The organism is Kluyvera huaxiensis (genome assembly GCF_040149365.1).
Taxonomy (GTDB): domain Bacteria; phylum Pseudomonadota; class Gammaproteobacteria; order Enterobacterales; family Enterobacteriaceae; genus Kluyvera; species Kluyvera intermedia_A.
In genome coordinates this window covers 1-23,935 of record NZ_JBEFLV010000031.1, presented here as the reverse complement: position 1 = coordinate 23,935, position 23,935 = coordinate 1, and the positions used below count along the sequence as shown (strand labels likewise).

Genomic DNA, 23,935 nt, shown 5'->3' with positions numbered 1-23,935 from the left:
TATTGCGTCTAACCCTACCTCTGAAAATGGATAACCTCATGAATAAAAAAATATTTTCTTATTTCATTGGCTCTGCAACTGCAATGGCGCTTTCTGCAGTTATCGCCAATCCTGTTTTTGCCGCAGACACCCAACCGCATAAACCTAAAATAGCGTTAGTTATGAAATCGCTGGCGAATGAGTTTTTCCTGACGATGGAAAATGGCGCAAAAGACTATCAAAAGAAAAATGCGGATAAATTCGATTTGGTTTCTAACGGGATTAAAAATGAAACCGACACCTCGAGTCAGATCCAAATCGTTGAACAGATGATTGTGTCAAAAGCGGACGCCATTATTATCGCGCCGTCCGATTCGAAGGCACTGGTTCCGGTAGTGAAAAAGGCGGTTGATGCCGGTATCCTGGTGATTAATATCGACAACCAATTCGATGCGGCGGTGCTGAAAGACAAAGGCTTGAACGTGCCATTCGTTGGGCCAAATAACCGCAAAGGTGCGAAAGATATTGGCGACTATCTGGCGAAACATCTTAAGGCGGGCGATGAGGTTGGCATTATCGAAGGTATTCCAACCTCCACCAACTCGCAGCAGCGTACGCTTGGCTTCCAGGATGCAATGTCTGCTGGTGGCATGAAAGTGGTTTCCGTCCAGTCCGGTCAGTGGGAAATGAATAATGCCAACGCCATTGCGGCGGCTATGCTGAGCGAATATCCGAATATCAAAGCGTTGCTGGCGGACAACGATAATATGGCTTTGGGCGCGGTTTCGGCGATTCGTGCAGCCGGGAAACGCGGCCAGGTACAGGTTGTCGGCTATGACAATATCGAAGCGATTAAACCGATGCTGCAGGACGGTCGCGTGCTGGCGACGGCGGATCAGTTTGCATCACAGCAGGCAGTTTTCGGGATTGATACAGCGCTGGATGCGTTAAAAGCCGGGAAGAAACAGAGCGAACTCTCTGGTAGTGTTGAAACGCCGGTTAAATTGATTGTGAAGCAGTAACCCGCATCTGACTCTCCGGGGTCATGTTGATGGCCCCGGATTTTTATAGGGATTCGATAGAGCAGGTGCGTGCGTAAAATGGCTGATTATCAAGAAGTCTTGTCAATGTCCGGCATCGGTAAAACCTACAATGAACCGGTGTTGACCCATATCGATCTCACGTTATATGCCGGAAAGGTGTTGGCGCTGACGGGGGAGAATGGTGCCGGAAAAAGCACGCTGTCTAAAATCATTGGCGGCCTCATTACGCCAACTACCGGCACCATGACCTACCTCGGGCAGCCTTATGCCCCAACCAGCCGTAAAGAGGCAGAAAAGCTCGGCATCCGTATGGTGATGCAGGAGTTGAATCTGCTACCTACCTTAACCATCGCCGAAAACCTGTTTCTCGATCAGTTGCCAAACTGGGGGGGATGGATACACCGTAAGCGCCTGCGGGAGATGGCCTATCCGGTGATGGCAATGGTTGGCCTACAGGCGCTCGATCCGGATATGCTGGTGGGAGAACTGGGCATTGGTCATCAGCAGATGATCGAGATCGCCCGCAACCTGATCGGTGACAGCCGTATTCTGATTCTCGATGAGCCCACAGCGATGCTGACTAGCCGCGAAGTTGAATTGCTGTTTGAGCAAATTCAGCTATTTAAGCAGCGCGGCGTGTCGCTGATTTATATTTCTCACCGCCTCGATGAGCTGGCGCAAATCGCTGACGATATTACGGTGCTGCGTGACGGAAACGTCGTCTGTACCGATGATATTAAACGCTATAGCAGCGACCAGCTGGTTTCACTGATGGTGGGGCGCGACCTGGAAAGTAGCTTTGATATTAGTGCCCGCCGTCGGGGTAATCCGATACTGCAAGTGGAGCATTTTACCCGTGGCAAAGCGCTGCAGGATATCTCCCTGACGCTACATCGGGGCGAGGTTCTGGGGATCAGCGGGCTGGTGGGGGCCGGGCGTACGGAACTGATGCGCGCGATTTTTGGTGCGGATCGTATCGACAGCGGGCAACTGCTGGTGGGCGACCCGCTTAAACCCGTCACCATTCGCACACCGGCGGAGGCGATTGCCCACCGCATCGCGTTGGTAACGGAAGATCGCAAAGGAGAGGGATTGTTGCTGCCACAGTCGGTTGCTGCGAACACCTCGCTCGGCAATGGCGAAAAAGTCAGCCGTCTGTCATGGCTGAATGCCGATGAAGAGCGGCAGCTGGCGCAGAAATATATCACCCGGCTAGGTATTCGCACGTCGGGGTCTGAATTTGCCGTCGATAGTCTGTCCGGTGGCAATCAGCAAAAGGTGTTGATTAGCCGTTGGCTGGAGCGAAACTGCGACGTCATCCTTTTTGATGAACCGACGCGCGGCATTGACGTTGGTGCCAAGCGGGACATTTACCTGCTGCTTAATGAACTGACGCAGAGCGGTAAGGGGTTGATCGTTGTCTCTAGCGACCTAAGAGAGTTAATGCTGATTTGCGATCGTATTGCGGTTCTTTCGGCCGGTAAGCTGATGGAGACCTTTACTCGCGAGAGCTGGACACAAGACGCTATTCTCGCCGCCGCATTTTCGGGCTATCAACATGCCACTGGGAATTTACACGATGAGTAACACTTCACTGCCCTCTAAGGGCCGGACCGCTTCATGGCGTGGGCTGAGCAGCTATCTGGGGTTGATTGGCGCGCTGCTGGCGATGATCGTTCTGTTCTCGTTCCTGAGCGATCACTTCTTAAGCCTGAACACCTTCAGCACCATCGCCAACCAAATTCCCGATCTGATGGTGATGTCGGTCGGTATGACCTTCGTTTTAATTATTGCCGGTATTGACCTGTCGGTGGGCTCGGTGTTGGCGCTTTCGGCGGCCGTCGTCAGCGTGACTTACCTTAACCTGCATTGGTCTCCGTGGCTGGCTGCGCTGTCCGGTATCATTGCGGCGACGCTGGTTGGCTCGTTGACTGGGCTGATTTCCGTTATCTGGCGTATCCCGACCTTTATTGTCTCGTTGGGGATGCTGGAAATGGCGCGCGGCAGTGCGTATCAACTGACGGATTCCCGCACCGCTTACATCGGATCGAGCTTTGATTTTCTTGCCGACCCGATTATTTTCGGCATCTCGCCGTCATTTGTTATCGCTGTGCTGGTCATTATTGTTGGACATCTGGTACTGACCCGCACTATTTTTGGCCGCCATTTAATTGGCATTGGTACTAACGAAGAAGCGGTGCGACTGTCGGGCATTAATCCTGCGCCGTATAAAGTGATTGTCTTTGCGTTAATGGGCGCGCTAGCCGGGCTGGCCTCGCTGTTCCAGGTGGCTCGACTGGAAGCGGCTGACCCGAACGGTGGTGTCGGTATGGAACTGCAGGTGATTGCCGCAGTGGTGATTGGCGGAACCAGCCTGATGGGCGGGCGAGGTTCGGTTATTTGTACGTTCCTTGGGGCGTTGATTATTTCCGTGCTGGCGGCAGGGCTGGCGCAAATTGGCGCGAGTGAGCCAACAAAACGGGTGATTACCGGCGCAGTTATCGTGGTGGCCGTGGTGCTCGATACTTACCGCAGTCATCGGCAGAAAAAGTAGCGACGAAGGTCGTCGGAAGTACAAAAGAAAAGGCACCCTTCAGGGTGCCTTCTGCATTCTTGCGGTAGCGTGATTAACTCACCAGTGGAATACGACGATACAGCTCAATCATGTCGGTCGCCAGATCCTGGATAACCATCGCGTTCATCAGGTGATCCTGAGAGTGAACGGTTATCAGGTTAACCGGCAGTTTGCCCGTGCCTTCGTCAATGCCGATAAGCTGGGTCTGGATACCGTGGGCCAGTTTGACAAACTCGCGAGACTCTTCCATTGCTTGGCCTGCGCCTTCGAAGTCACCTTTGCGTGCAAGCTGTAATGCAGTTAATGCTGAACTACGTGCGGCACCAGCATTCACCAGCAGTTCCATGATGATTGATTCTAAATCTTCCACGTCTTTCTCACTCCATTAACTTAAGGGCTTTCTCAAGCACGACATCGCCTTTCATCATGCCGTAGTCCATCATGTCGATGACGGCGACTTTTTTGCCTAAAGGATCGGCCAGAGCCTGCAGTTTAGCCTGCTCATACTTAACCTGTGGACCGAGCAGGACGATATCCGCATCGTTGATATTTGCTTTGAACTCGGCCACCGGTACGGCTTTAATTGAGACCTCAATTCCTTTTTTCTGAGCTGCATCCTTCATCCGTTGAACCAGCATACTGGTGGACATTCCTGCAGCGCAGCATAAAACGATATTCTTCATAATGCTCCCTCATGACCCGTGATGAACCATGTTTATCGCGAGCTGAAACGATCAACAACTGCTTTGCGACGATTGTGTGTAAGTCATCACAAAGATCGCTTCAAAAAACTGAAACCGGTTACATTTCTGCGTGAGGGAGACAAAAAAACCCGCGATGCGGGTTTTGTGTGAACTGCACTGTTCGTCAGGAGGTAGATGTCTGCAAGATGCGGTTTTTTCCCTGATGTTTGGCTTTATAGAGCGCTTCATCGACGCTGGAGACCAGATGTTCCAGTGTCTCCATATGCCATTCGCCCAGTCCGGCGCTGAAAGTGACTCTAAGACCTTCTTCACGCCAGGTCCGGTTAGCCACGCTAATCCGCCATAGCTCAAGCAGCGCGCTGGCCTGTTCAACGTGCTCTGCGGTAAAGATAATGGCGAACTCCTCGCCGCCGTAGCGATAGAGGGAAAGCCCATGCGCCTGCAGGATGGTAAGTCCTTCACGGGCTACGTTACGCAGCACGATATCTCCGCTGAGATGGCCCCAGGTATCATTGATCGATTTAAAGTTATCGATATCAACCAGCGCGAGGGCAAAGGGCTGGTGATCGTTCATCAACGCGGTAATGTCAGTATCGAATGCCCAACGATTTTTACAGCCGGTGAGCGAATCTACCGTGGCCTGCCTGACATAGGCCCGCTCACGCTCTTTATTGACCTCAATCGCTTTGTGTAGCATCACCTCAAGTCCAGGAGCGTGTTTGGTGTCGCCGGTTTTTATGGCATTAATGATATTCATCAGGATGCCACGAGAAGCATGGCGTAGGTACAAGCCAAAGGTAATGATAATGATGCCCGCCAGAGCAAAACCCCAACTGACAATGATGCTCTCATGTTGCGCCAGCTGGCTCATGGTCTTGTCAGAAACCTTGTAGATGACAAACCAATCTGGATTGGTAAAGGAATAATAGTAGTACCAGGTTTGGCTGGGTTTATCGAAAAACTCCCCTTCACCCGCCGTCATTTCGGTCAGCAGCTTATCGGAGACAACGGTTTGGAAAAGCTTACCGCTATCCGGGTGCAACAGCGCCAGTCCTTGTCGATTGACGACAAAAAACTCGCCATGCACTGGAGATTTCATCTGGCGCAGCGTATGGCTCATCGCCGCCAAATCAAAATGGAACGCCAGCGTCCCCTTGAGTTTACCATCCGCAGAGATAACCGGTTTGGACAGGGTTACGGTCTGCTGTTTGGTGAAGAAATCAGTATAGGGCTGGGTGTAGCGGCTGAAGATTCCAACATCACCCTGGTGAATAAACCAAGGGCGGCTAGTGGCATCGAAGGCATGGATGTCGGGACGCTCTACCGCCTGCGGAGCTCGAAGGTAGTGGCCTGACGTATCGGCGATAGAGAGGGATGACACGGTCGGCATCATCGACAGCAGCTGCATCATGGTTTGCAGCCCTTTGTCGGGGTTGATATTCACGATGTTATTTAACTCGTCGTTACGGGCTAAATAGGTTGCGGCACGCCCAAGAATATAATCATTCTCGTGCAGAATGGATTCGGTGTAGTTAACGGCAAGATTATGGGTAAAGTTACGGTTGATACTATGATAATCGCGAATTGTGTCGTTGCGCTGGATAACGGTAACGAGTGAGGCGATAAGAATGAAACTCAGGATAATTCCCGTAAAGCTAATAAAAATCGGTGCCGTGAAAGACAGTTTTCTGCCGCTATGTTGCATATGGTTTCCATTCCTGAGAGCAAATTGCAGAGGAAGGATGGTTATTTACACTGCAATTTCATACATCGGTTTGTGCGACAAATTATAGTCGATAGGGAGGGGCATGAATATTTAACGCACGTTTAAAATTATACGTGATTAACCCTGCCAGGAGTATGTGAACCGCATCTTTAGATTAAATTGCTCATAGCGGGCTCTTTTTATGACCTGTTTTTTACGGGAATAGGGCAGGGTAGCAGAGGAAGAAACGCTACCCTGGTCGGCTCAGGTTGCCGACCAAAGCAGCGTAAAACGTCAAACCCAGCCGGACAACGCCCGTTTCATGTCTCTGCGAGGCGCTATCCAGACTGTTTATTTCTGTTACCGCGTTTGCGTTAGCGCTGCGAGGCGCGCCCCAGCCAGCTATCCCAGTCTTTCCACACCGGTTGCAGTCCACGTGCCGTTAACGCGCTGGCCACCTCAACCGGCGTGCGCGCATCGTGCGGTGAGAACTGCTCGAGCTCGGGCTTCTCATCCGCGTAGCCACCGGGCTGCGTTTTCGAGAAGGCGCTAACGTTGTTGATGGCTAGCGGAATCACGTGATCGCGGAACCACGGAGACTCACGGGTTGAGAGCGACAGCTCGGTGTCCGGAGAGAACAAGCGGAAGGCACAAATCACCTGCACCAGTTGGCGTTCATCCATCAATGAAGCCGGTTCGATGCCACCCGCACACGGACGTAAACGTGGAAACGAGATAGAATAACGGCTTTGCCAGTAGCGCTGCTGCAGCCATAGCAGATGTTCGGCAACCATAAAACAGTCCACTCGCCAGCTATCCGAAAGACCAATCAGCGCGCCAAGCCCGATCTTATCGATACCGGCCTGGCCCAGCCTGTCCGGGGTATCCAGACGCCAGAAGAAATCCTGTTTTTTGCCTTTCAGGTGATGCTGAGCGTACATCCCTTCGTGGTAGGTCTCCTGATAGACCATCACTCCGTCAAGACCCAGCGTTTTTAGCTCGGCGTACTCTGCGGTGTCCAGCGGCTGAACTTCCATATGCAATGACGCAAACTGGCGGCGAATATTGGGCAGATGGCGGCGGAAATAGTCCATGCCGACTTTCCCCTGATGCTCGCCGGTGACCAGCAGCAGGTGTTCAAACCCCAGCGCCCGAATGGCGTCGCACTCGCGGGCAATGTCATCTTCGTCCAGCGTCTTGCGCTTGATGTGGTTACTCATCGAGAAACCACAGTAGGTGCAGTCATTGGCGCACAGGTTGGAGAGATACAGCGGTACGTAAAAACTGACGGTATTACCAAAACGCTGGTGAGTCAGCTTCTGCGCCCGCTGTGCCAGCGGCTCGAGATAGCCGGTAGCAGCGGGGGAGAGCAGCGCCATCAGGTCATCGCGATTAAGCGAAGAGGCGTTAAGCGCCCGTTCGACATCGGCGGCGGTTTTGCTGTTGATACGCAGACGGATATCGTCCCATTCAAGCTGTCGCCAGCGGTCGGTGAAGGTGTTCATGATATCGCCTCCAGGAATCCGGTGAGCGGGCTGGTGGCACTTGCCTGTGCACTACGACTGCCCGGCACAGCCTGACGCGCCAGGAGCCCCGCTTCAACCGCCAGACGGAAGGCCGTAGCCATCATGACCGGGTCGTCGGCCACGGCAATGGCGGTGTTGACCAATACCGCATCGGCCCCCATCTCCAGCGCTTGGGTGGCATGGCTCGGTACACCGATCCCGGCATCCACCACCACCGGCACCGTGGACTGCTGAATGATGATGTCCAGCATCGCCCGCGTTTCCAGCCCCTGGTTAGAGCCGATGGGTGCACCCAGCGGCATCACCGCAGCACAGCCCACTTCCTCCAGCCGCTTGCACAGCACCGGGTCGGCGCCGCAGTAGGGCAACACCACAAAACCCTGTTTGACCAGTGCCTCGGCGGCTTTCAGCGTTTCGATAGGGTCCGGCAACAGCCAGCGGGCATCGGGGTGGATTTCCAATTTTAGCCAGTGAGTACCTAGCGCTTCACGTGCCAGTTGGGCGGCAAAAATGGCCTCTTCTGCGGTTTTGGCTCCGGAGGTATTGGGCAGCAACGTCACACCCGCCTCGACCAGTGGCGCCAGAATGGCATCGTTGTGCTGACGTAAATCCACCCGTTTCATCGCCAGCGTCACCAACTGGCTGCCGGAAGCGCGAATGGCGTCAACCATCAGCTGTGATGTGGCAAATTTTCCCGTGCCGGTGAACAGATGTGAATCAAACGTCTTGTCGGCAATACGTAACATATCAACCCCCTGCAATAACCTGAAAAAGCAGGATCTGGTCGCCTTCCTGCACGATTTGCTGTTCCCACTGCTCGCGCGGCAGGATCCGTTGATTCAGCGCCAGCGCGGTCCCCGGTTTAAGCTGATTAAGCTGGGCCAGCAGCGCGTTGACGCTTTGCCCTTCGGCGCACTGTAGGGATTCGTCATTGAACTGAATCTGCATGTTGCCCTCCGCATACCGGGCAGCCGATGGCACGACGCAGCGCGAGGCTACGCCATTGGCTGGTTTTGCCATCAAACAGGCGCAATTCCCCACTAGGCGTTTCAATGCCGCTGAGGAGTTTTAGGGCTTCCAGCGCCTGTAACGTCCCCATAATGCCGACGACCGGGCCAATAATACCGGCGGTGCGGCAGTTGCGTTCCGGCTCGATATCGTCCGGCCACAGGCAGCGGTAGCAGCCCTGTTCCCACGGTGGCGTGAGCACCATCAACTGGCCGCCAAAACCTACTGCGCTGGCGGTGACCAGCGGTGTACTCAGCGCCACGCAGGCGGCGTTAATTTCCTGACGGGTCGCCATGTTGTCGGTGCAGTCCAGCACGACATCCGCTTGTGCCACCGCGTGACGCAGCGCGTCGCCGGTTAAACGTTGCTGTAGCGTGAGCAGTTCGATATCAGGGTTGAGCCGCGACAATCTTTGTTGGGTGGCCTGCGCTTTAGGACGCGCTACGTCGTCGGTAGTAAACAGGATCTGCCGCTGCAGGTTGCTCAGATGAACATCGTCATCGTCGGCCAGCATCAGCGTGCCGACGCCCGCTGCGGCGAGATAGAGCGCTGCCGGGCAACCTAAACCACCTAAGCCGACGATCAACACGTGGCTACCGAGCAGCTTTTGTTGGCCTTCTATCGCAATATCACCCAGCAATATCTGGCGGCTGTAGCGCATAAAATCGCGGTCATTCATCACCGACTCCTGCTAATTCAAGCAACTGCGCGGTGGCGCTGCGCCAGTCCGCCGCCTGAGTGATAGCGCTGACGACGGCAATGCTGCCGACACCGGTCGCCAGCACCGCCGAGGCGCGCTCAAGACTGATGCCTCCAATGGCGACGGTCGGGTAATCTGCCAGTCGTTCGATGTGGCTCGCCAGCTGCGTCAGGCCCTGTGGGGCGGAGGGCATCTGCTTGGTTTGCGTCGGGAAGACGTGGCCCAATGCGATGTAGGACGGACGGGCGGCCAGCGCTACGTCAATTTCCATATCATCGTGAGTTGATACCCCGAGGCGTAGCCCTGCTGCCTGGATAGCCTTCAGATCGGTCGTTTCGAGATCTTCCTGGCCCAGATGCACGCCGTAAGCATTGTGCTTTATCGCCAGTTGCCAGTAATCGTTGATGAACAGGCGGGCGTCGTAACGACGCCCCAGTTCAATGGCGGCCACAACGTCGGCTTCTACCTCTGCATCGCGCTTATCTTTGATGCGTAGCTGAATGGTGCGCACACCGGCTACTAACAGGCGTTCAATCCACTCTACGCTATCGACTACCGGGTAAAGCCCGAGGCGAAACGGTACGGTAGGGAAATCAGGCTGGTACATTACGCCTCCTCTTTTTTGAGGTAGATTTCACCGCCTTTGGCGCGGAAGTTTTCTGACATATCCGCCATCCCAACCTCAATAGTTTGCGCCGCCGCGTAGTCACGGACTTCCTGACTGATTTTCATCGAGCAGAATTTCGGCCCGCACATGGAGCAGAAGTGGGCAACTTTGCCTGACTCCTGCGGCAGCGTTTCATCGTGGTAAGCACGGGCGGTGAACGGGTCGAGCGCCAGGTTGAACTGATCTTCCCAGCGGAATTCGAAGCGCGCTTTCGACATGGCGTTATCGCGGATCTGTGCACCCGGATGGCCTTTGGCCAGATCGGCGGCGTGGGCGGCGATCTTGTAGGTAATCAGCCCTTGTTTCACGTCTTCTTTGTTCGGCAGTCCGAGGTGTTCTTTTGGCGTGACGTAGCACAGCATCGCACAGCCGAACCAGCCAATCATCGCCGCGCCGATACCGGAGGTGAAGTGGTCGTAACCGGGTGCGATATCGGTAGTCAACGGCCCGAGGGTATAGAACGGCGCTTCGTGGCAGTGTTCCAGCTCTTCGGTCATGTTGCGCTGGATCATCTGCATCGGCACATGTCCCGGACCTTCAATCATCACCTGTACGTCATATTCCCAGGCGATTTTGGTCAGCTCGCCCAACGTATGCAGCTCGGAGAATTGCGCTTCGTCATTGGCATCCTGAATGGAGCCCGGACGCAGGCCATCGCCCAGCGACAGAGAAACGTCGTAGGCAGCGCAGATTTCGCAGATTTCGCGGAAGTGTTCAAAGAGGAAGTTCTCTTTGTGGTGAGAGAGGCACCACTTCGCCATGATAGAACCGCCGCGTGAGACAATGCCGGTCAGACGTTTGGCGGTCATCGGCACGTAGCGTAGCAGCACGCCCGCGTGGATGGTGAAGTAGTCTACACCCTGTTCGGCCTGCTCCAGCAGGGTATCGCGGAAGGCTTCCCAGGTGAGATCTTCGGCGATCCCGTTCACCTTCTCCAGCGCCTGATAGATCGGCACCGTACCGATCGGTACCGGGCTGTTCCGCAGGATCCATTCGCGGGTTTCGTGAATATAGCGTCCGGTTGAGAGATCCATCACCGTATCCGCACCCCAGCGCGTAGACCACACCAGTTTTTCAACTTCTTCCTCGATCGAAGAGGTCACGGCGGAGTTGCCAATGTTGGCATTCACTTTCACCAGGAAGTTACGGCCGATGATCATCGGTTCCGATTCCGGGTGGTTGATGTTGGCAGGAATAATCGCGCGCCCGGCGGCGACTTCATCGCGGACAAATTCTGCGGTGATGTTTTCCGGCAGGCGTGCGCCAAAACTCATCCCCGGATGCTGGTGGCGTAACACCTCGCTGCGGATGCGCTCGCGGCCCATGTTTTCGCGCACGGCAATGAACTCCATCTCCGGGGTAACAATCCCCTGACGGGCGTAGTGCAACTGAGTCACGCGCTGGCCTGCTTTGGCGCGTTTTGGCGTCAGTAAACCGGTAAAACGCAGTTCATCCAGGCCGTCGTCGGCCAGGCGCTCTTTGGTGTAGGCCGAGCTGCGGTCGTTTAACTCTTCGCTGTCGTTACGTGCGGAAATCCACGGCTGGCGCAGCTTGGCCAGACCTTTTTGAACATTAATCGCCACGTCCGGATCGCCATACGGGCCGGAGGTATCGTAGACCGGAACGGCTTCGTTTTCTTCAAACTGCGGATTGTCTTTTGATCCGCCAATCAGCGTCGGGCTGAGCTGGATTTCGCGCATGGGAATACGGATATCCGGCTGCGAGCCGGTAATGTAAATGCGTTTTGAGTTCGGGAAAGCGGTGCCTTCCAGCGTATCGATAAAGTGTTGGGCCTGGGCGCGCTGTTCGCGACGGGATGGTTTAGTTGTGGCAGACATAGCTCATTCCAAAAAAAGTAAGGAGTGGCTTGTCAGACGACGGATGAAGCAAGAGATGATTACACTTTATCATTCAGGCTGCCGCTGCGTTGGCTGCCTTCGTTCACCCCAGTTACTTACTTTAGTAAGCTCCTGAGGATTCTCTCAGTTGCTGCCTTGATGCAACTTGAATGATTTTGTGTAATCGGCACGACTCTTGTTCCCTTCGCAGGTCTTAACCTGATCAGGTTCCGCGGATCCCGAATTAACGGTCTCAGCCCGTGCTTGCGCACTGGGCACTCCGACAAGAAGTAACCTCAGATGAGAGGTAATGAATGTAAACTACTCGTTAATGCCGCAAATCTCAAGCCGGCCGTTTTAATTCACCCTGCTCGAGCGTTTCAAAAGCCAGCATTATCAATTTGTCTTCCAGCCGGAAGCGGGCTTCCAGCGCCTCGCCGATGTCGGACAGCGCCTGCTGAAACTCATAGCAGTTATCCTGATCGATGGCGTTTTCCAGAGTGGAGTCGTAGAAATCCATAATCAGCTGCGTGTTGGCGTCCAGCTGTGGCCAAATCTTCGTCGCGTTTAAAAGCGGACTGTCGCCTTCCATTTTATGGATAATACGTTCATAAATACTGAAATGACCGGCAGAAAGGTAGTCGACCAGACGCTGGCAAAAATCATCGAGCGCTTTTTCGTTAAGACGCATGAACGATTCTTTGCCAGGCTTAAGGCCAACCAGATTGTAGTAAGCCACGAGCAGGTGCTTACGAATATTCAGCCAGCGGTCGACCAGTCTATGGTGTCCTTTTACACGCTCTGTCAGGCTCTCTAACTGGTTTAGCATAGGTTGACCCCCGCATCGTTAAGATTAAAATCTGCTCACGTCAAAATGTAATAATAATGTTAATAACATGCCTGTGAAGCAAAGGTTGCGCAAGAGATATGGATCGTATAATTGAAAAATTGGATCGCGGCTGGTGGATAGTCAGCCACGAACAAAAATTATGGTTGCCCGGTGGCGAAATACCACATGGCGAAGCGGTAAATTTCGATCTTGTGGGGCAGCGCGCGCTGCAGATTGGTGAATGGGAAGGATCCCCGGTGTGGCTGGTTCAACAATCGCGCCGCCATGATATGGGATCGGTGCGCCAGGTGCTCGATCAGGACGTCGGCCTGTTCCAGCTTGCCGGGCGCGGCGTGCAGCTGACGGAGTTTTATCGCTCGCACAAATTCTGCGGCTACTGTGGCCACACCATGCATCCGAGCAAAACCGAATGGGCGATGCTCTGTAGTCACTGCCGCGAACGCTACTACCCGCAAATTGCTCCCTGCATTATTGTCGCCATTCGCCGCGATGATTCCATTCTCCTTGCCCAGCACGTTCGTCACCGTAACGGTGTGCATACCGTGTTAGCGGGCTTTGTGGAAGTCGGCGAGACGCTGGAGCAGGCGGTGGCGCGCGAAGTCATGGAAGAAAGCGGCATTAAGGTAAAAAATCTACGCTACGTGACCTCTCAACCCTGGCCGTTCCCACAGTCGCTGATGACCGCCTACATGGCGGAGTACGACAGCGGTGAGATTGTTATCGACCCGAAAGAGCTGCTGAACGCCAACTGGTATCGCTACGATGATTTACCGCTGCTTCCACCGCCGGGCACCGTCGCGCGTCGGCTGATAGAAGATACCGTGGCAATGTGTCGGGCTGAATACGAGTGACATGACACTTCATCATTCAAATTGGCTCTTTGTTGGCTGCATTCATTCACCCCAGTTACTTACTTCAGTAAGCTCCTGGGGATTCATTCATTTGCCGCCTTGATCCACTTTGAATGGTTTTGTGTATACACTGAGCGCATCAACGCTAAAGGAATGTAAAATGACCGAACTCAAGAACGATCGTTATCTGCGTGCGCTGCTGCGCCAGCCCGTTGATGTGACTCCGGTGTGGATGATGCGCCAGGCAGGCCGCTATTTGCCGGAGTACAAAGCCACCCGCGCGCAGGCTGGCGATTTTATGTCGCTGTGCAAAAACGCCGAGCTGGCTTGTGAAGTGACGCTGCAGCCGCTGCGCCGCTACCCGCTTGATGCGGCGATCCTGTTCTCGGATATCCTGACCATCCCCGATGCGATGGGGCTGGGGCTCTATTTCGAAACCGGGGAAGGCCCACGCTTTACCTCGCCAATTACCAGCAAAGCCGATGTCGAAAAGCTGCCGATTCCGGATCCGGAAGGCGAGCTGGGCTACGTCATGAATGCGGTGCGTACCATTCGCCGTGAGCTCAAAGGCGAAGTCCCACTGATTGGCTTCTCCGGTAGCCCGTGGACGCTGGCGACCTACATGGTGGAAGGCGGCAGCAGTAAAGCCTTTACCGTGATTAAAAAGATGATGTATGCCGATCCGAAGACGCTGCATCTGCTGCTGGATAAGCTGGCCAAAAGCGTCACGTTGTACCTGAACGCCCAGATTAAAGCTGGAGCGCAGTCGGTGATGATTTTCGATACCTGGGGCGGCGTGCTGACGGGGCGCGATTATCAGCAGTTCTCGCTCTATTACATGCATAAAATCGTTGATGGTTTGCTGCGTGAAAATGATGGCCGCCGCGTGCCGGTGACGCTGTTTACCAAAGGCGGAGGACAGTGGCTGGAAGCGATGGCCGAAACCGGCTGCGATGCGCTGGGCCTTGACTGGACCACCGATATCGCCGATGCGCGCCGCCGCGTGGGCCATAAGGTTGCGCTGCAGGGCAACATGGATCCGTCCATGCTCTATGCGCCGGGTCCACGTATTGAAGAAGAAGTGGCGACGATCCTTGCTGGTTTTGGTGAGGGTGAAGGCCACGTCTTTAACCTCGGTCACGGCATCCATCAGGATGTGCCGCCGGAACACGCGGGCGTCTTCGTGGAGGCGGTACACCGTCTGTCGGCGCAGTATCACCGGTAAGGAATAGGCATGGATCTCGCGTCGCTGCGCGCGCAGCAGCTTGAGCTGGCGGCATCAATTTGTCGTGAGGATCGTTTGTTAATCGATCCGCCGCGTCTTATCGGCGGTGCCGACGTGGGATTTGAGCAGGGCGGCGAGGTGACGCGAGCGGCGATGGTGCTGCTGAAGTATCCTTCGCTGGAGCTGGTCGAGTATCAGGTGGCGCGAATTGCCACCACCATGCCGTACATTCCCGGTTTTCTTTCGTTTCGTGAAGCGCCGGCGCTGATGGCGGCATGGCAGCAGCTGTCGCAAAAACCTGACCTGCTGTTTGTCGATGGCCACGGTATTTCTCACCCGCGTCGTCTTGGCGTGGCCAGCCATTTTGGCCTGCTGGCGGATGTTCCCACCCTTGGCGTGGCGAAAAAGCGCCTGTGTGGTCAATTTGAGCCGCTGACGGCTGAACCCGGCGCGCTGGCACCGCTGATGGATAAAGGCGAGCAGTTGGCCTGGGTATGGCGCAGTAAAGCACGCTGCAACCCGCTGTTTATCTCAACGGGCCACCGCATCAGCGTCGATAGCGCGTTGGGCTGGGTGCAGCGCTGCATGAATGGCTATCGTCTGCCAGAGCCCACGCGCTGGGCTGACGCGGTGGCATCGGAACGCCCGGCATTTACGCGCCTTGCAGCAAAAATGCCCCATATCAGGTAAACTGCGGTTAATTTCCGTATTTGAGAACTCATCATGTTACAAAACCCGATTCACCTGCGTCTGGAGAAGCTGGAAAGCTGGCAGCACGTCACCTTTATGGCTTGCCTGTGTGAACGCATGTACCCGAACTACGCCATGTTCTGCAAGCAAACCGAATTTAACGATGGTCAGATTTATCGCCGTATCCTCGATCTGGTGTGGGAATCACTGACGGTTAAAGATGCGAAAATCAACTTCGACAGCCAGCTGGAAAAGTTTGAAGAAGCGATTCCTGTGGCTGATGACTACGATCTGTACGGTGTGTACCCGGCAATCGATGCCTGCGTGGCATTGAGCGAATTAATCCACTCCCGCTTAAGTGGCGAAACGCTCGAGCACGCTGTCGAAGTCAGTAAGTGTTCGATTACCACCGTAGCGATGCTGGAAATGACTCAGGCTGGTCGCGAAATGACCGACGAAGAGCTGAAATTGAACCCCGCTGTAGAGCAAGAATGGGACATTCAGTGGGAGATTTTCCGCCTTTTAGCCGAGTGTGAAGAACGCGATATTGAACTGATTAAAGGGCTGCGCGCAGACCTCCGCGAAGCTGGCGAAAGCAATATTGGTATAAATTTTCAGCAATGAGGCAATAAAACGTGATTTACCGCCTGAATTGTCACGCCTGAAGGCTTCACATCTGCCCCCCGTCTGGTCTACATTTGGAGGGCGAAAAAAAGTGGCTATCGGTGCGTGTATGCAGGAGAGTGCTTTTCTGGCATTTTCGTCGCACTCGATGCTTAGCAAGCGATAAACACATTGTAAGGATAACTTATGAACAAGACTCAACTGATTGATGTAATTGCGGACAAGGCTGAACTGTCTAAAACCCAGGCTAAAGCTGCACTGGAATCCACCCTGGCTGCTATTACTGAGTCTCTGAAAGAAGGTGATGCTGTGCAACTGGTTGGTTTCGGTACCTTCAAAGTGAACCACCGCGCTGAGCGTACTGGCCGCAACCCGCAGACCGGTAATGAAATCAAAATCGCCGCAGCCAACGTGCCGGCATTTGTTTCTGGCAAAGCACTGAAAGACGCTGTTAAGTAAGATTGCGTGGCAGTGAACAGTTTTAAAGAAGGGGCGGTTTCGCCCCTTTCGTTTCTCTGGCGCCGTTTATCGGGGTTGGCGGGCGTACTGTTGCTGACAGCCTGTAGCCATAACAGCGAATTACCTCCCTTTACCGCCAGCGGTTACGCTGACACGCAGGGTGCCGTGCGCATCTGGCGTAAAGACAGCAGCGGTGAAACGCACCTTCTGGCCACCTTAAGTCCGTGGCACAACGGCAGCACCTCAACCAGCGAGTATCGCTGGCAGGATGATAAGCTGCGGCTTATCGAATTGAATATCTACGGTAAACCCTCCGAACACATCCGCGCCCGTTTCGACAGTAACGGCGAGCTGAGTTTTATGCAGCGCGAGATTGATGGACAAAAACAGCAGCTCTCCAGCGACCAGGTCGCGCTTTATCGCTATCGTGCGGAGCAGATCCGTCAGACCAGCGATGCGCTGCGGCTGGGGAAAGTGGTGTTGCGTCAGGGGCGCTGGCATGCTGACAAGACGGTGACGACATGCGAAGGTGAGACGGTTAAACCTGATTTTGACTCGCGCGCCCTCGGGCATATTGCCAGTCGCCAGAGCCGTTCTACGGCTGAGGTGAGCATTGCCTGGCTGGAAGCACCAGAAGGCTCCCAGCTCCTGCTGGTGGCGAACCAGGACTACTGCACCTGGCAGCCAACCGAAAAAAACTTCTAATATTTACCCGCGATTCATACCGCCCATATGACCGCCACCGTTGTGCTGGCCGCCCTGGCAGCCATAGCCCATTCCTCCGTGGCGCGGTATACCGGCCTCAGCCATTGCGACATCAAACTTAACCCGCTGCTGGTCAAGCTGCTGGCTCAATGCCTCTCTCTCTTTGGCGACGGCCTCAATTTTGGCGCTATCGGGTTTATCCGCTGTGAGCAGCGCGTTGTACTCATAGTGTTTGGACGTTAACTGCTGACGCAGTGCATTGGTCTGGGTGTAATAGTCGTTACGCAGCTTTTGCACGGTAGCCTGCTGGGCCTCGGTAAGTTGGCTGTAGCCGACGTTATTTGAATCATTGTTCCAATGATGTGGGCCCGCAAGGGCCACGCCGCTGGTCAGGGTAAGCGTAGCGAAGGCTAATAGCGCGAGAGGCAGTTTACTGTTCCGTTTCATGGTTGGTTCTCCTGTAGTGTGTTCTCCTTGGCTATTGCATCTTCTGTGCCAGCTTCTCATGCCGCGATAATTGCCGGTGTTCGGGCGCTTATTTTCCCGAAGCGAGTAAAAATGACCCGCGATGGGTATCCAGGCGAGTCATTTTTACTCGTCCATTCTGGCCGTTTGTGCTCGCAGGCCGGGTTATGGGGCCTGAAAGGTGGCATGATTTCTGCTGTAGGGTAGCAAAGGGAAAAGAAAAGGAAGCTCCATGGCTCTCATACGACTACAGAAGGATTCGATGGCGACCGGCATCAGCTGGTTGCTGAGCGGGATAGTCTTACTGCTGGTGTGTCTGTTCTCTGCGCTCATCGTTCGCGACTATGGCCGAGAAAGCGCGTCGGCACAGCAAACTATTCAGGAGAAGGGCAGCGTCCTTATCCGCGCGCTGGAGTCCGGGGCGCGTGTCGGGATGGGAATGCGCATGCACCATGCGCAGCTCCAGACCATGCTGGAAGAGATGGCGTGGCAGCCTGGCGTACTGTGGTTTGCGGTGACCGATGAACAGGGGAAAATTATCGCCCACAGTGACGCGCAGCAGGTGGGACAGCCGCTTTACGACGCCCGGACGATGCAGACGCTCGCGCCAGGCGATACCGAGCGCTGGCGGCGATTGACGTCACCGGAACCGGCGCTGGAAATCTATCGCCAGTTTCGCCCCCTTGACGCCCCCAGTGGGCACCATATGCGCATGATGATGCGCCGCAATGTGGTCGAGACGCCGCAGGTTATTTTTATCGCCTTCGATGCCCGCGAGTTGGATGCTGAACAGGCGCGCGGGCTGCGCAATATGATTGTCATGCTGTGTGCTGCTGGCGTCGTGATGGTGGCAACGGTCCTTGCGCAGTTCTGGTTCAGCCGCTATCAGCGCTCGCGCAAACTGCTGCAGGAGGCCACCCATCGTAAAGAAAAGCTGATGGCGCTAGGTCATCTGGCGGCCGGGGTAGCCCACGAAATTCGCAATCCGCTATCGTCAATCAAAGGGCTGGCGAAATATTTCGCCGAACGTACACCGCCGGGAGGAGAGGCTTATGAACTGGCGCAGGTGATGGCGAAAGAGGCCGACCGCCTCAATCGGGTGGTCAGCGAGCTGCTGGAGCTGGTACGTCCGGCACATTTAAAATGGCAACCGGTGGATCTCAACGAGGTGATTGGCCATTCGCTTCAACTGGTGAGTCAGGATGCGTCAGGCCGGGACATTACTCTGCAATTTACCGCCCAGCCTTCGCTATGCCGTATTCAGGCCGATCCGGATCGTCTCAATCAGGTGCTATTGAACCTCTATCTCAACGCCATTCAGGCGATAGGGCGTGAGGGTATTATTACGGTGGCAGTCGCGGAATGTGGTGATGGGCGCATCAAGCTGAGCGTGGCGGACAGCGGTAAGGGGATGACGGCGGAGCAATTGCAGGCCATCTTTACCCCGTACTTCACCACTAAAGCCGATGGTACTGGGCTAGGATTGGCGGTCGTTCAGAATATCGTTGAGCAGCACGGCGGGACAATTCACGTTGAAAGCATGCCCGGCAAGGGAGCGGTATTCACCCTCTATCTGCCGGTCAATGGGCAACAAAAGGATGAGCAAGGATGAGTCAGGAACAGATCACTATTCTGGTGGTGGACGACGATATTAGCCATTGCACTATCCTACAGGCGCTACTGCGGGGCTGGGGATATCAGGTTGCGCTGGCCAATAACGGTGTGCAGGCGCTGGAGCAAATCAGGGAGCAGGTATTCGATCTGGTGCTCTGCGATATCCGTATGGCGCAGATGGACGGTATCGAAACGCTAAAAGAGATAAAAGCTTATAACCCATCGATCCCGGTGCTGATTATGACGGCCTACTCCAGTGTCGACACGGCGGTAGAGGCATTGAAGTCCGGCGCGCAGGATTATCTGATAAAGCCGCTGGACTTTGACCGTCTACAGCAAACGCTGGCTCAGGCTTTAGCCCATACGCGCCAGCCTGAGCGTTCTGCTACGCCAGGTCCTGCGGCGCAGTTTGGTATGGTCGGCGATAGCCCGGCAATGCAGACGCTGCTGAATAATATCGCGCTGGTGGCACCGTCGGATGCGACCGTGCTCATTCATGGCGAATCCGGTACCGGCAAAGAACTGGTTGCACGGGCACTGCATGCCAGCAGCGCTCGTCGTGATAAAGCGCTGGTGACGCTCAACTGTGGGGCGCTGAATGAATCTCTGCTCGAATCAGAGATGTTTGGTCATGAGAAAGGCGCGTTTACCGGTGCGGATAAGCGGCGGGAAGGGCGTTTTGTGGAGGCCGATGGAGGCACGCTGTTTCTGGATGAGATTGGCGATATTTCGCCGTTGATGCAGGTTCGCCTGCTGCGGGCTATTCAGGAAAGGGAGGTGCAGCGCGTAGGTAGTAATCAGACGATTTCGGTCGATGTGCGCCTGATTGCTGCGACGCATCGCGATTTAGCCGAAGAGGTCAGCGCCGGGCGTTTTCGTCAGGATCTCTACTACCGTCTGAACGTGGTGACTATCGATATGCCGCCGCTGCGCCAGCGCCATGAGGATATCCCGCAGCTGGCGCACTACTTTTTGCAACGCTATGCCGAGCGTAATCGTAAAACGGTGCAGGGTTTTACGCCTCAAGCCATGGACCTGCTGATTCACTACGCCTGGCCGGGTAATATCCGCGAGCTGGAAAACGCGGTAGAGCGTGCGGTGGTCTTGCTGACGGGAGACTATATTTCGGAACGTGAGCTACCGCTGGCGATTATCGGCGCTTCCATTCCGGCATCATCGACCGAAGAGGGAATTCAACCGCTGGTGGAAGTGGAGAAAGAGGTGATTCAGGCGGCGCTCGAAAAAACGGGCGGCAACAAAACTGAAGCCGCCCGCCAGTTGGGCATTACGCGAAAAACGCTGTTGGCTAAGCTCAGCCGTTAGTTTTGCTCGCGCTCGATGGCGCGCCAGCCGATGTCGTTACGGCTGAAGCTGCCGTCCCAGTGGATATCGGTCATCAGGGCATAAGCACGCTTTTGGGCTTCGGCGACGGTATGGCCCAGGGCGGTGGCGCACAACACGCGGCCACCGTTGGTCAGAACACGATCATCGTCAGCAAGCTTTGTCCCTGCGTGGAACACTTTGCCGTCGGCAACTTCTTCCAGCGGCAGGCCGTGGATCACATCACCGGTACGGTAGTCAGCCGGATAACCACCGGCGGCGATCACGACGCCCAGCGAGGCGCGTTCGTCCCACTCGGAGATTTTCTCGTCAAGCTTACCGGCGCAGGCGGCGAGGCACAGATCCACCAGATCCGATTTCATGCGTAGCATGATCGGCTGCGTTTCTGGATCGCCAAAGCGGCAGTTGAACTCGATAACTTTCGGGTTGCCCTGTTTGTCGATCATCAGGCCCGCGTACAAGAAACCGGTGTAGGTGTTGCCTTCCGCCGCCATGCCTTTGACGGTTGGCCAGATGATGCGTTCCATGGTGCGCTGGTGGACTTCGTCCGTAACGACCGGGGCAGGTGAATAAGCGCCCATGCCACCGGTATTTGGGCCGGTATCGCCATTGCCTACGCGCTTGTGGTCCTGGCTGGTTGCCATCGGCAGCACGTGCTCGCCGTCGACCATCACGATAAAGCTCGCCTCTTCACCATCAAGAAACTCTTCGATAACGATCCGGTGGCCCGCGTCGCCAAAGGCGTTACCTGCCAGCATGTCGTGTACGGCAGCTTCGGCCTCTTCCAGCGTCATCGCTACGATAACGCCTTTACCAGCAGCCAGACCGTCCGCTTTAATGACAATAGGCGCGCCTTTCTCGCGCAGATAGGCCAGCGCAGGCTCGATTTCGGTGAAGTTCTGGTACTCGGCCGTTGGGATCTGGTGACGAGCAAGGAAATCTTTGGTGAAGGCTTTGGAGCCTTCCAGTTGCGCAGCGCCTTCGGTTGGCCCGAAGATGGTCATACCGGCGGCGCGGAAAGCATCGACCACACCAATTACCAGCGGCGCTTCCGGGCCGACGATAGTCAGATCAATCTTCTCTTTCTGGGCAAAGCTCAGCAGTGCCGGAATATCGGTAACTCCAATCGCCACGTTTTGCAGGGTCGGTTCCAGCGCGGTGCCCGCGTTGCCCGGTGCGACAAAAACGGTATCAACCTGTGGTGACTGGGCCGCTTTCCAGGCCAGCGCGTGTTCGCGCCCGCCGTTGCCAATAACTAATACTTTCATCGTCTGCTCCGTGGATTAATGGCGGAAGTGGCGCATGTCGGTGAAGATCATCGCGATGCCGTGTTCGTCGGCGGCGGCAATCACTTCTTCGTCACGAATAGAACCGCCAGGCTGGATAACGCAGCTCACGCCCACGGCCGCAGCAGCATCAATACCGTCGCGGAACGGGAAGAAGGCGTCAGAGGCCATAGCGGAACCTTTCACTTCCAGTCCTTCGTCGGCGGCTTTAATCCCGGCAATCTTAGCGGAGTACACGCGGCTCATCTGGCCTGCGCCGATGCCGATGGTCATGTTCTCTTTGGCGTAGACGATAGCGTTAGACTTAACGAACTTCGCCACTTTCCAGCAGAACAGCGCATCACGCAGCTCTTGTTCGCTCGGCTGACGTTTGGTGACGACGCGCAGTTCGCCTTCGCTCACCATGCCCAGATCACGATCCTGAACCAGTAAGCCGCCGTTAACGCGTTTGAAATCCAGTCCCGGAACACGCTGAGCCCACTGACCGCAGGTCAGAACGCGAACGTTCTGCTTAGCGGCGGTAATTTTCAGCGCTTCTTCAGTGGCTGATGGCGCGATGATCACTTCAACAAACTGACGAGAGATGATGGCTTGCGCCGTTTCGGCATCCAGCTCGCGGTTGAAGGCAATAATGCCGCCGAATGCGGAGGTTGGGTCGGTTTTGTACGCGCGGTCGTAGGCGTCGAGCAGAGAAGTGCTGACCGCGACGCCGCATGGGTTGGCGTGCTTGACGATAACGCAGGCTGGCTCGTGGAACTCTTTGACGCACTCTAGCGCGGCATCGGTATCAGCGATGTTGTTATAAGAGAGCGCTTTACCCTGCACCTGAGTTGCGGTGGCCACAGAGGCCTCTTTAACATTCTCTTCTATATAGAAGGCAGCTTGCTGGTGGCTGTTCTCGCCATAACGCATATCCTGCTTCTTAATGAAGTTCAGGTTCAGCGTGCGCGGGAAGCGGCCAGCGGCTTCTTTGCTTTCACCGTGGTATGCCGGAACCATGCTACCGAAGTAGTTGGCAATCATGCTGTCGTAAGCGGCGGTATGTTCGAAAGCTTTGATGGCGAGATCGAAACGGGTGTCGAGGGTCAGAGAACCTTCGTTGGCATCCATCTCTTTAATAATAGAGGTGTAGTCGCTGCTCTTCACCACGATAGCCACGTCTTTGTGGTTCTTGGCGGCGGAGCGAACCATGGTTGGGCCGCCGATATCGATATTCTCTACCGCATCTTCCAGCGAGCAGCCTTCACGGGCAACGGTCTCGGCAAACGGGTACAGGTTAACGACGACCATATCGATAGGCTCGATATGGTGCTGCTGCATAATGGCATCGTCCTGACCACGACGGCCAAGAATACCGCCGTGTACTTTCGGATGCAGGGTTTTTACACGTCCATCCATCATTTCCGGGAAACCGGTGTAATCGGAAACTTCGGTCACCGGCAGACCCTTCTCAGCTAACAGGCGGGCGGTGCCGCCCGTCGATAGCAGTACCACACCGCGTGCGGAAAGTGCCTGGGCGAATTCGACGATACCGGCCTTGTCAGAAACACTGAGCAGAGCGCGGCGGACTGGACGACGTTGTTGCATGGTAAATCCCCTGGATTTGACTATTACAGAGAGCGTTAGGTGAATTCTTGCGGAAAAACTCAGCTAACGCCCCTTACGGGGCATCCTTGTTTTGCGCTGGCATTGTAACGAAAACGTTTGCGCAACGCTCGCGAATTTTTCGCATTCCGCCGAAGCCATTATTTTGGCCCTCTATATAAGGCTTAAGATAAATGGATGAGGGGGCTTAACCATTAACTTTGTGGATAAGTCTGTGTGTAAATGGGTATAAGGCGGGGTTCTGCTGGGGATTGCAGCAGTCAGTCATTTTTCTGCAATTTAGCTATTGCGGGCTGCGAGAAACTCCCTATAATGCGGCCCCACTGAGACGGAACAACGGCAAACAAGCCGCCGGGTCAGTGGGGTTCTTCAGAGAACGCCGGCAGAGAAAAGCGAAATTAAACGCTTGACTCTGAAAGAGGAAAGCGTAATATACGCCACCTCGCAACAGTGAGCGAAAGCCGTGTTGCACTGC

At 55.1% G+C, this 23,935-nt stretch carries 24 protein-coding genes and 1 riboswitch; of the genes, 11 read left to right on the top strand and 13 right to left on the bottom strand.

Annotation, left to right across the window (positions count from 1 at the left end):
* Positions 1-38: 38 nt before the first annotated feature.
* The 3 genes from ABOC97_RS22255 (at position 39) to ABOC97_RS22245 (ending at position 3,576) form a co-directional block, all read left to right on the top strand.
* Positions 39-1,001, top strand: a complete 963-nt coding sequence (locus ABOC97_RS22255; protein ID WP_234502041.1) for a sugar ABC transporter substrate-binding protein — start codon at positions 39-41, stop codon at positions 999-1,001.
* 78 nt (positions 1,002-1,079) lie between these two features.
* The gene (locus tag ABOC97_RS22250) at positions 1,080-2,609 is read left to right on the top strand and encodes a sugar ABC transporter ATP-binding protein (RefSeq protein ID WP_349601848.1); all 1,530 of its coding nucleotides are present in this window, start codon (positions 1,080-1,082) and stop codon (positions 2,607-2,609) included.
* Complete coding sequence (locus tag ABOC97_RS22245; RefSeq protein ID WP_349601846.1) at positions 2,602-3,576, top strand: ABC transporter permease; 975 nt, start codon at positions 2,602-2,604, stop codon at positions 3,574-3,576. The genes ABOC97_RS22250 and ABOC97_RS22245 overlap by 8 nt, the downstream gene beginning before the upstream one ends.
* Positions 3,577-3,649: 73 nt before the next feature.
* On the opposite strand, the gene ABOC97_RS22240 is transcribed toward ABOC97_RS22245, so the two are convergent.
* The 10 genes from ABOC97_RS22240 to rsd form a co-directional block, all read right to left on the bottom strand.
* Positions 3,650-3,967, bottom strand: a complete 318-nt coding sequence (locus ABOC97_RS22240; protein WP_061284701.1) for a PTS lactose/cellobiose transporter subunit IIA — start codon at positions 3,965-3,967, stop codon at positions 3,650-3,652.
* A 7-nt stretch (positions 3,968-3,974) separates the two neighbouring features.
* The gene (locus tag ABOC97_RS22235; protein ID WP_035895906.1) at positions 3,975-4,280 is read right to left on the bottom strand and encodes a PTS sugar transporter subunit IIB; all 306 of its coding nucleotides are present in this window, start codon (positions 4,278-4,280) and stop codon (positions 3,975-3,977) included.
* Between the two features lie 184 nt (positions 4,281-4,464).
* Positions 4,465-6,006, bottom strand: coding sequence for a sensor domain-containing diguanylate cyclase (locus ABOC97_RS22230; protein WP_349601843.1), 1,542 nt, complete (start codon positions 6,004-6,006; stop codon positions 4,465-4,467).
* 374 nt (positions 6,007-6,380) lie between these two features.
* Complete coding sequence (thiH, locus tag ABOC97_RS22225) at positions 6,381-7,511, bottom strand: 2-iminoacetate synthase ThiH (RefSeq protein ID WP_349601841.1); 1,131 nt, start codon at positions 7,509-7,511, stop codon at positions 6,381-6,383.
* Positions 7,508-8,278 (bottom strand): thiazole synthase, encoded by a 771-nt coding sequence (gene thiG / locus ABOC97_RS22220; RefSeq protein WP_349601839.1) that lies wholly within the window; start codon positions 8,276-8,278, stop codon positions 7,508-7,510. Before thiG ends, thiH begins: the two co-directional genes overlap by 4 nt.
* A gap of 1 nt (position 8,279) precedes the next feature.
* Positions 8,280-8,480, bottom strand: a complete 201-nt coding sequence (gene thiS, locus ABOC97_RS22215; protein ID WP_349601837.1) for a sulfur carrier protein ThiS — start codon at positions 8,478-8,480, stop codon at positions 8,280-8,282.
* Positions 8,461-9,219, bottom strand: coding sequence for a thiazole biosynthesis adenylyltransferase ThiF (gene thiF, locus ABOC97_RS22210; protein ID WP_349601836.1), 759 nt, complete (start codon positions 9,217-9,219; stop codon positions 8,461-8,463). The genes thiS and thiF overlap by 20 nt, the downstream gene beginning before the upstream one ends.
* The gene (gene thiE / locus ABOC97_RS22205) at positions 9,212-9,847 is read right to left on the bottom strand and encodes a thiamine phosphate synthase (protein ID WP_349601834.1); all 636 of its coding nucleotides are present in this window, start codon (positions 9,845-9,847) and stop codon (positions 9,212-9,214) included. The genes thiF and thiE overlap by 8 nt, the downstream gene beginning before the upstream one ends.
* Positions 9,847-11,745, bottom strand: coding sequence for a phosphomethylpyrimidine synthase ThiC (thiC, locus tag ABOC97_RS22200; RefSeq protein WP_349601832.1), 1,899 nt, complete (start codon positions 11,743-11,745; stop codon positions 9,847-9,849). Before thiC ends, thiE begins: the two co-directional genes overlap by 1 nt.
* Before the next feature lie 183 nt (positions 11,746-11,928).
* A riboswitch (TPP riboswitch) is annotated at positions 11,929-12,038 on the bottom strand.
* Positions 12,039-12,088: 50 nt separating this feature from the next.
* A complete protein-coding gene (gene rsd, locus ABOC97_RS22195; protein WP_349601830.1) occupies positions 12,089-12,574 on the bottom strand; it encodes a sigma D regulator in 486 nt (161 codons plus the stop codon).
* Between the two features lie 98 nt (positions 12,575-12,672).
* On the opposite strand from rsd, the gene nudC reads away from it, so the two are divergent.
* The 6 genes from nudC to ABOC97_RS22165 all read left to right on the top strand — a co-directional run bounded on the left by nudC (position 12,673) and on the right by ABOC97_RS22165 (position 17,149).
* Entirely contained in the window at positions 12,673-13,446 is a 774-nt protein-coding gene (gene nudC / locus ABOC97_RS22190) for an NAD(+) diphosphatase (protein WP_349601828.1), read from the top strand.
* A gap of 160 nt (positions 13,447-13,606) precedes the next feature.
* Positions 13,607-14,671 carry a uroporphyrinogen decarboxylase gene (gene hemE, locus ABOC97_RS22185; RefSeq protein ID WP_349601826.1) on the top strand — a complete coding sequence of 355 codons (1,065 nt, stop codon included), beginning with the start codon at positions 13,607-13,609 and terminating at the stop codon, positions 14,669-14,671.
* 9 nt (positions 14,672-14,680) lie between these two features.
* Positions 14,681-15,361 (top strand): deoxyribonuclease V, encoded by a 681-nt coding sequence (nfi, locus tag ABOC97_RS22180; protein WP_349601824.1) that lies wholly within the window; start codon positions 14,681-14,683, stop codon positions 15,359-15,361.
* Positions 15,362-15,394: 33 nt separating this feature from the next.
* A complete protein-coding gene (locus ABOC97_RS22175; RefSeq protein ID WP_234502056.1) occupies positions 15,395-15,985 on the top strand; it encodes a YjaG family protein in 591 nt (196 codons plus the stop codon).
* A 186-nt stretch (positions 15,986-16,171) separates the two neighbouring features.
* The gene (hupA, locus tag ABOC97_RS22170; protein WP_061284714.1) at positions 16,172-16,444 is read left to right on the top strand and encodes a nucleoid-associated protein HU-alpha; all 273 of its coding nucleotides are present in this window, start codon (positions 16,172-16,174) and stop codon (positions 16,442-16,444) included.
* Positions 16,445-16,456: 12 nt separating this feature from the next.
* The gene (locus ABOC97_RS22165) at positions 16,457-17,149 is read left to right on the top strand and encodes a DUF1481 domain-containing protein (protein ID WP_349601866.1); all 693 of its coding nucleotides are present in this window, start codon (positions 16,457-16,459) and stop codon (positions 17,147-17,149) included.
* A 3-nt stretch (positions 17,150-17,152) separates the two neighbouring features.
* On the opposite strand, the gene zraP is transcribed toward ABOC97_RS22165, so the two are convergent.
* A complete protein-coding gene (gene zraP / locus ABOC97_RS22160; protein WP_349601821.1) occupies positions 17,153-17,596 on the bottom strand; it encodes a zinc resistance sensor/chaperone ZraP in 444 nt (147 codons plus the stop codon).
* A 250-nt stretch (positions 17,597-17,846) separates the two neighbouring features.
* Here zraP and zraS point away from each other — a divergent pair, with 250 nt between their 5' ends.
* Together zraS and zraR are read left to right on the top strand one after the other, a co-directional pair.
* Entirely contained in the window at positions 17,847-19,226 is a 1,380-nt protein-coding gene (zraS, locus tag ABOC97_RS22155; RefSeq protein WP_349601819.1) for a two-component system sensor histidine kinase ZraS, read from the top strand.
* On the top strand, positions 19,223-20,551 hold the full coding sequence (zraR, locus tag ABOC97_RS22150) for a sigma-54-dependent response regulator transcription factor ZraR (protein ID WP_349601818.1): 1,329 nt from the start codon (positions 19,223-19,225) through the stop codon (positions 20,549-20,551). Before zraS ends, zraR begins: the two co-directional genes overlap by 4 nt.
* On the opposite strand, the gene purD is transcribed toward zraR, so the two are convergent.
* Positions 20,548-21,837: a phosphoribosylamine--glycine ligase gene (gene purD, locus ABOC97_RS22145; RefSeq protein WP_349601817.1), complete on the bottom strand. Its 1,290-nt coding sequence runs from the start codon at positions 21,835-21,837 to the stop codon at positions 20,548-20,550. The two genes, zraR and purD, sit on opposite strands and share 4 nt — an antisense overlap.
* A 15-nt stretch (positions 21,838-21,852) precedes the next feature.
* Positions 21,853-23,442, bottom strand: coding sequence for a bifunctional phosphoribosylaminoimidazolecarboxamide formyltransferase/IMP cyclohydrolase (purH, locus tag ABOC97_RS22140; protein WP_349601815.1), 1,590 nt, complete (start codon positions 23,440-23,442; stop codon positions 21,853-21,855).
* Positions 23,443-23,935 lie beyond the last annotated feature (493 nt).

What these genes read in the sequence shown, in the direction of transcription:
- thiS (WP_349601837.1), bottom strand. Translation starts at nt 8,480, where the DNA reads ATGCAGATTCAGTTCAATGACGAATCCCTACAGTGCGCCGAAGGGCAA.
- hemE (WP_349601826.1), top strand. Translation starts at nt 13,607, where the DNA reads ATGACCGAACTCAAGAACGATCGTTATCTGCGTGCGCTGCTGCGCCAG.
- ABOC97_RS22250 (WP_349601848.1), top strand. Translation starts at nt 1,080, where the DNA reads ATGGCTGATTATCAAGAAGTCTTGTCAATGTCCGGCATCGGTAAAACC.
- thiE (WP_349601834.1), bottom strand. Translation starts at nt 9,847, where the DNA reads ATGTACCAGCCTGATTTCCCTACCGTACCGTTTCGCCTCGGGCTTTAC.
- thiF (WP_349601836.1), bottom strand. Translation starts at nt 9,219, where the DNA reads ATGAATGACCGCGATTTTATGCGCTACAGCCGCCAGATATTGCTGGGT.
- ABOC97_RS22245 (WP_349601846.1), top strand. Translation starts at nt 2,602, where the DNA reads ATGAGTAACACTTCACTGCCCTCTAAGGGCCGGACCGCTTCATGGCGT.
- zraP (WP_349601821.1), bottom strand. Translation starts at nt 17,596, where the DNA reads ATGAAACGGAACAGTAAACTGCCTCTCGCGCTATTAGCCTTCGCTACG.
- zraR (WP_349601818.1), top strand. Translation starts at nt 19,223, where the DNA reads ATGAGTCAGGAACAGATCACTATTCTGGTGGTGGACGACGATATTAGC.
- thiG (WP_349601839.1), bottom strand. Translation starts at nt 8,278, where the DNA reads ATGTTACGTATTGCCGACAAGACGTTTGATTCACATCTGTTCACCGGC.
- ABOC97_RS22235 (WP_035895906.1), bottom strand. Translation starts at nt 4,280, where the DNA reads ATGAAGAATATCGTTTTATGCTGCGCTGCAGGAATGTCCACCAGTATG.
- ABOC97_RS22255 (WP_234502041.1), top strand. Translation starts at nt 39, where the DNA reads ATGAATAAAAAAATATTTTCTTATTTCATTGGCTCTGCAACTGCAATG.
- ABOC97_RS22175 (WP_234502056.1), top strand. Translation starts at nt 15,395, where the DNA reads ATGTTACAAAACCCGATTCACCTGCGTCTGGAGAAGCTGGAAAGCTGG.
- hupA (WP_061284714.1), top strand. Translation starts at nt 16,172, where the DNA reads ATGAACAAGACTCAACTGATTGATGTAATTGCGGACAAGGCTGAACTG.
- rsd (WP_349601830.1), bottom strand. Translation starts at nt 12,574, where the DNA reads ATGCTAAACCAGTTAGAGAGCCTGACAGAGCGTGTAAAAGGACACCAT.
- purD (WP_349601817.1), bottom strand. Translation starts at nt 21,837, where the DNA reads ATGAAAGTATTAGTTATTGGCAACGGCGGGCGCGAACACGCGCTGGCC.
- nfi (WP_349601824.1), top strand. Translation starts at nt 14,681, where the DNA reads ATGGATCTCGCGTCGCTGCGCGCGCAGCAGCTTGAGCTGGCGGCATCA.
- nudC (WP_349601828.1), top strand. Translation starts at nt 12,673, where the DNA reads ATGGATCGTATAATTGAAAAATTGGATCGCGGCTGGTGGATAGTCAGC.
- ABOC97_RS22230 (WP_349601843.1), bottom strand. Translation starts at nt 6,006, where the DNA reads ATGCAACATAGCGGCAGAAAACTGTCTTTCACGGCACCGATTTTTATT.
- purH (WP_349601815.1), bottom strand. Translation starts at nt 23,442, where the DNA reads ATGCAACAACGTCGTCCAGTCCGCCGCGCTCTGCTCAGTGTTTCTGAC.
- zraS (WP_349601819.1), top strand. Translation starts at nt 17,847, where the DNA reads ATGGCTCTCATACGACTACAGAAGGATTCGATGGCGACCGGCATCAGC.
- thiC (WP_349601832.1), bottom strand. Translation starts at nt 11,745, where the DNA reads ATGTCTGCCACAACTAAACCATCCCGTCGCGAACAGCGCGCCCAGGCC.
- thiH (WP_349601841.1), bottom strand. Translation starts at nt 7,511, where the DNA reads ATGAACACCTTCACCGACCGCTGGCGACAGCTTGAATGGGACGATATC.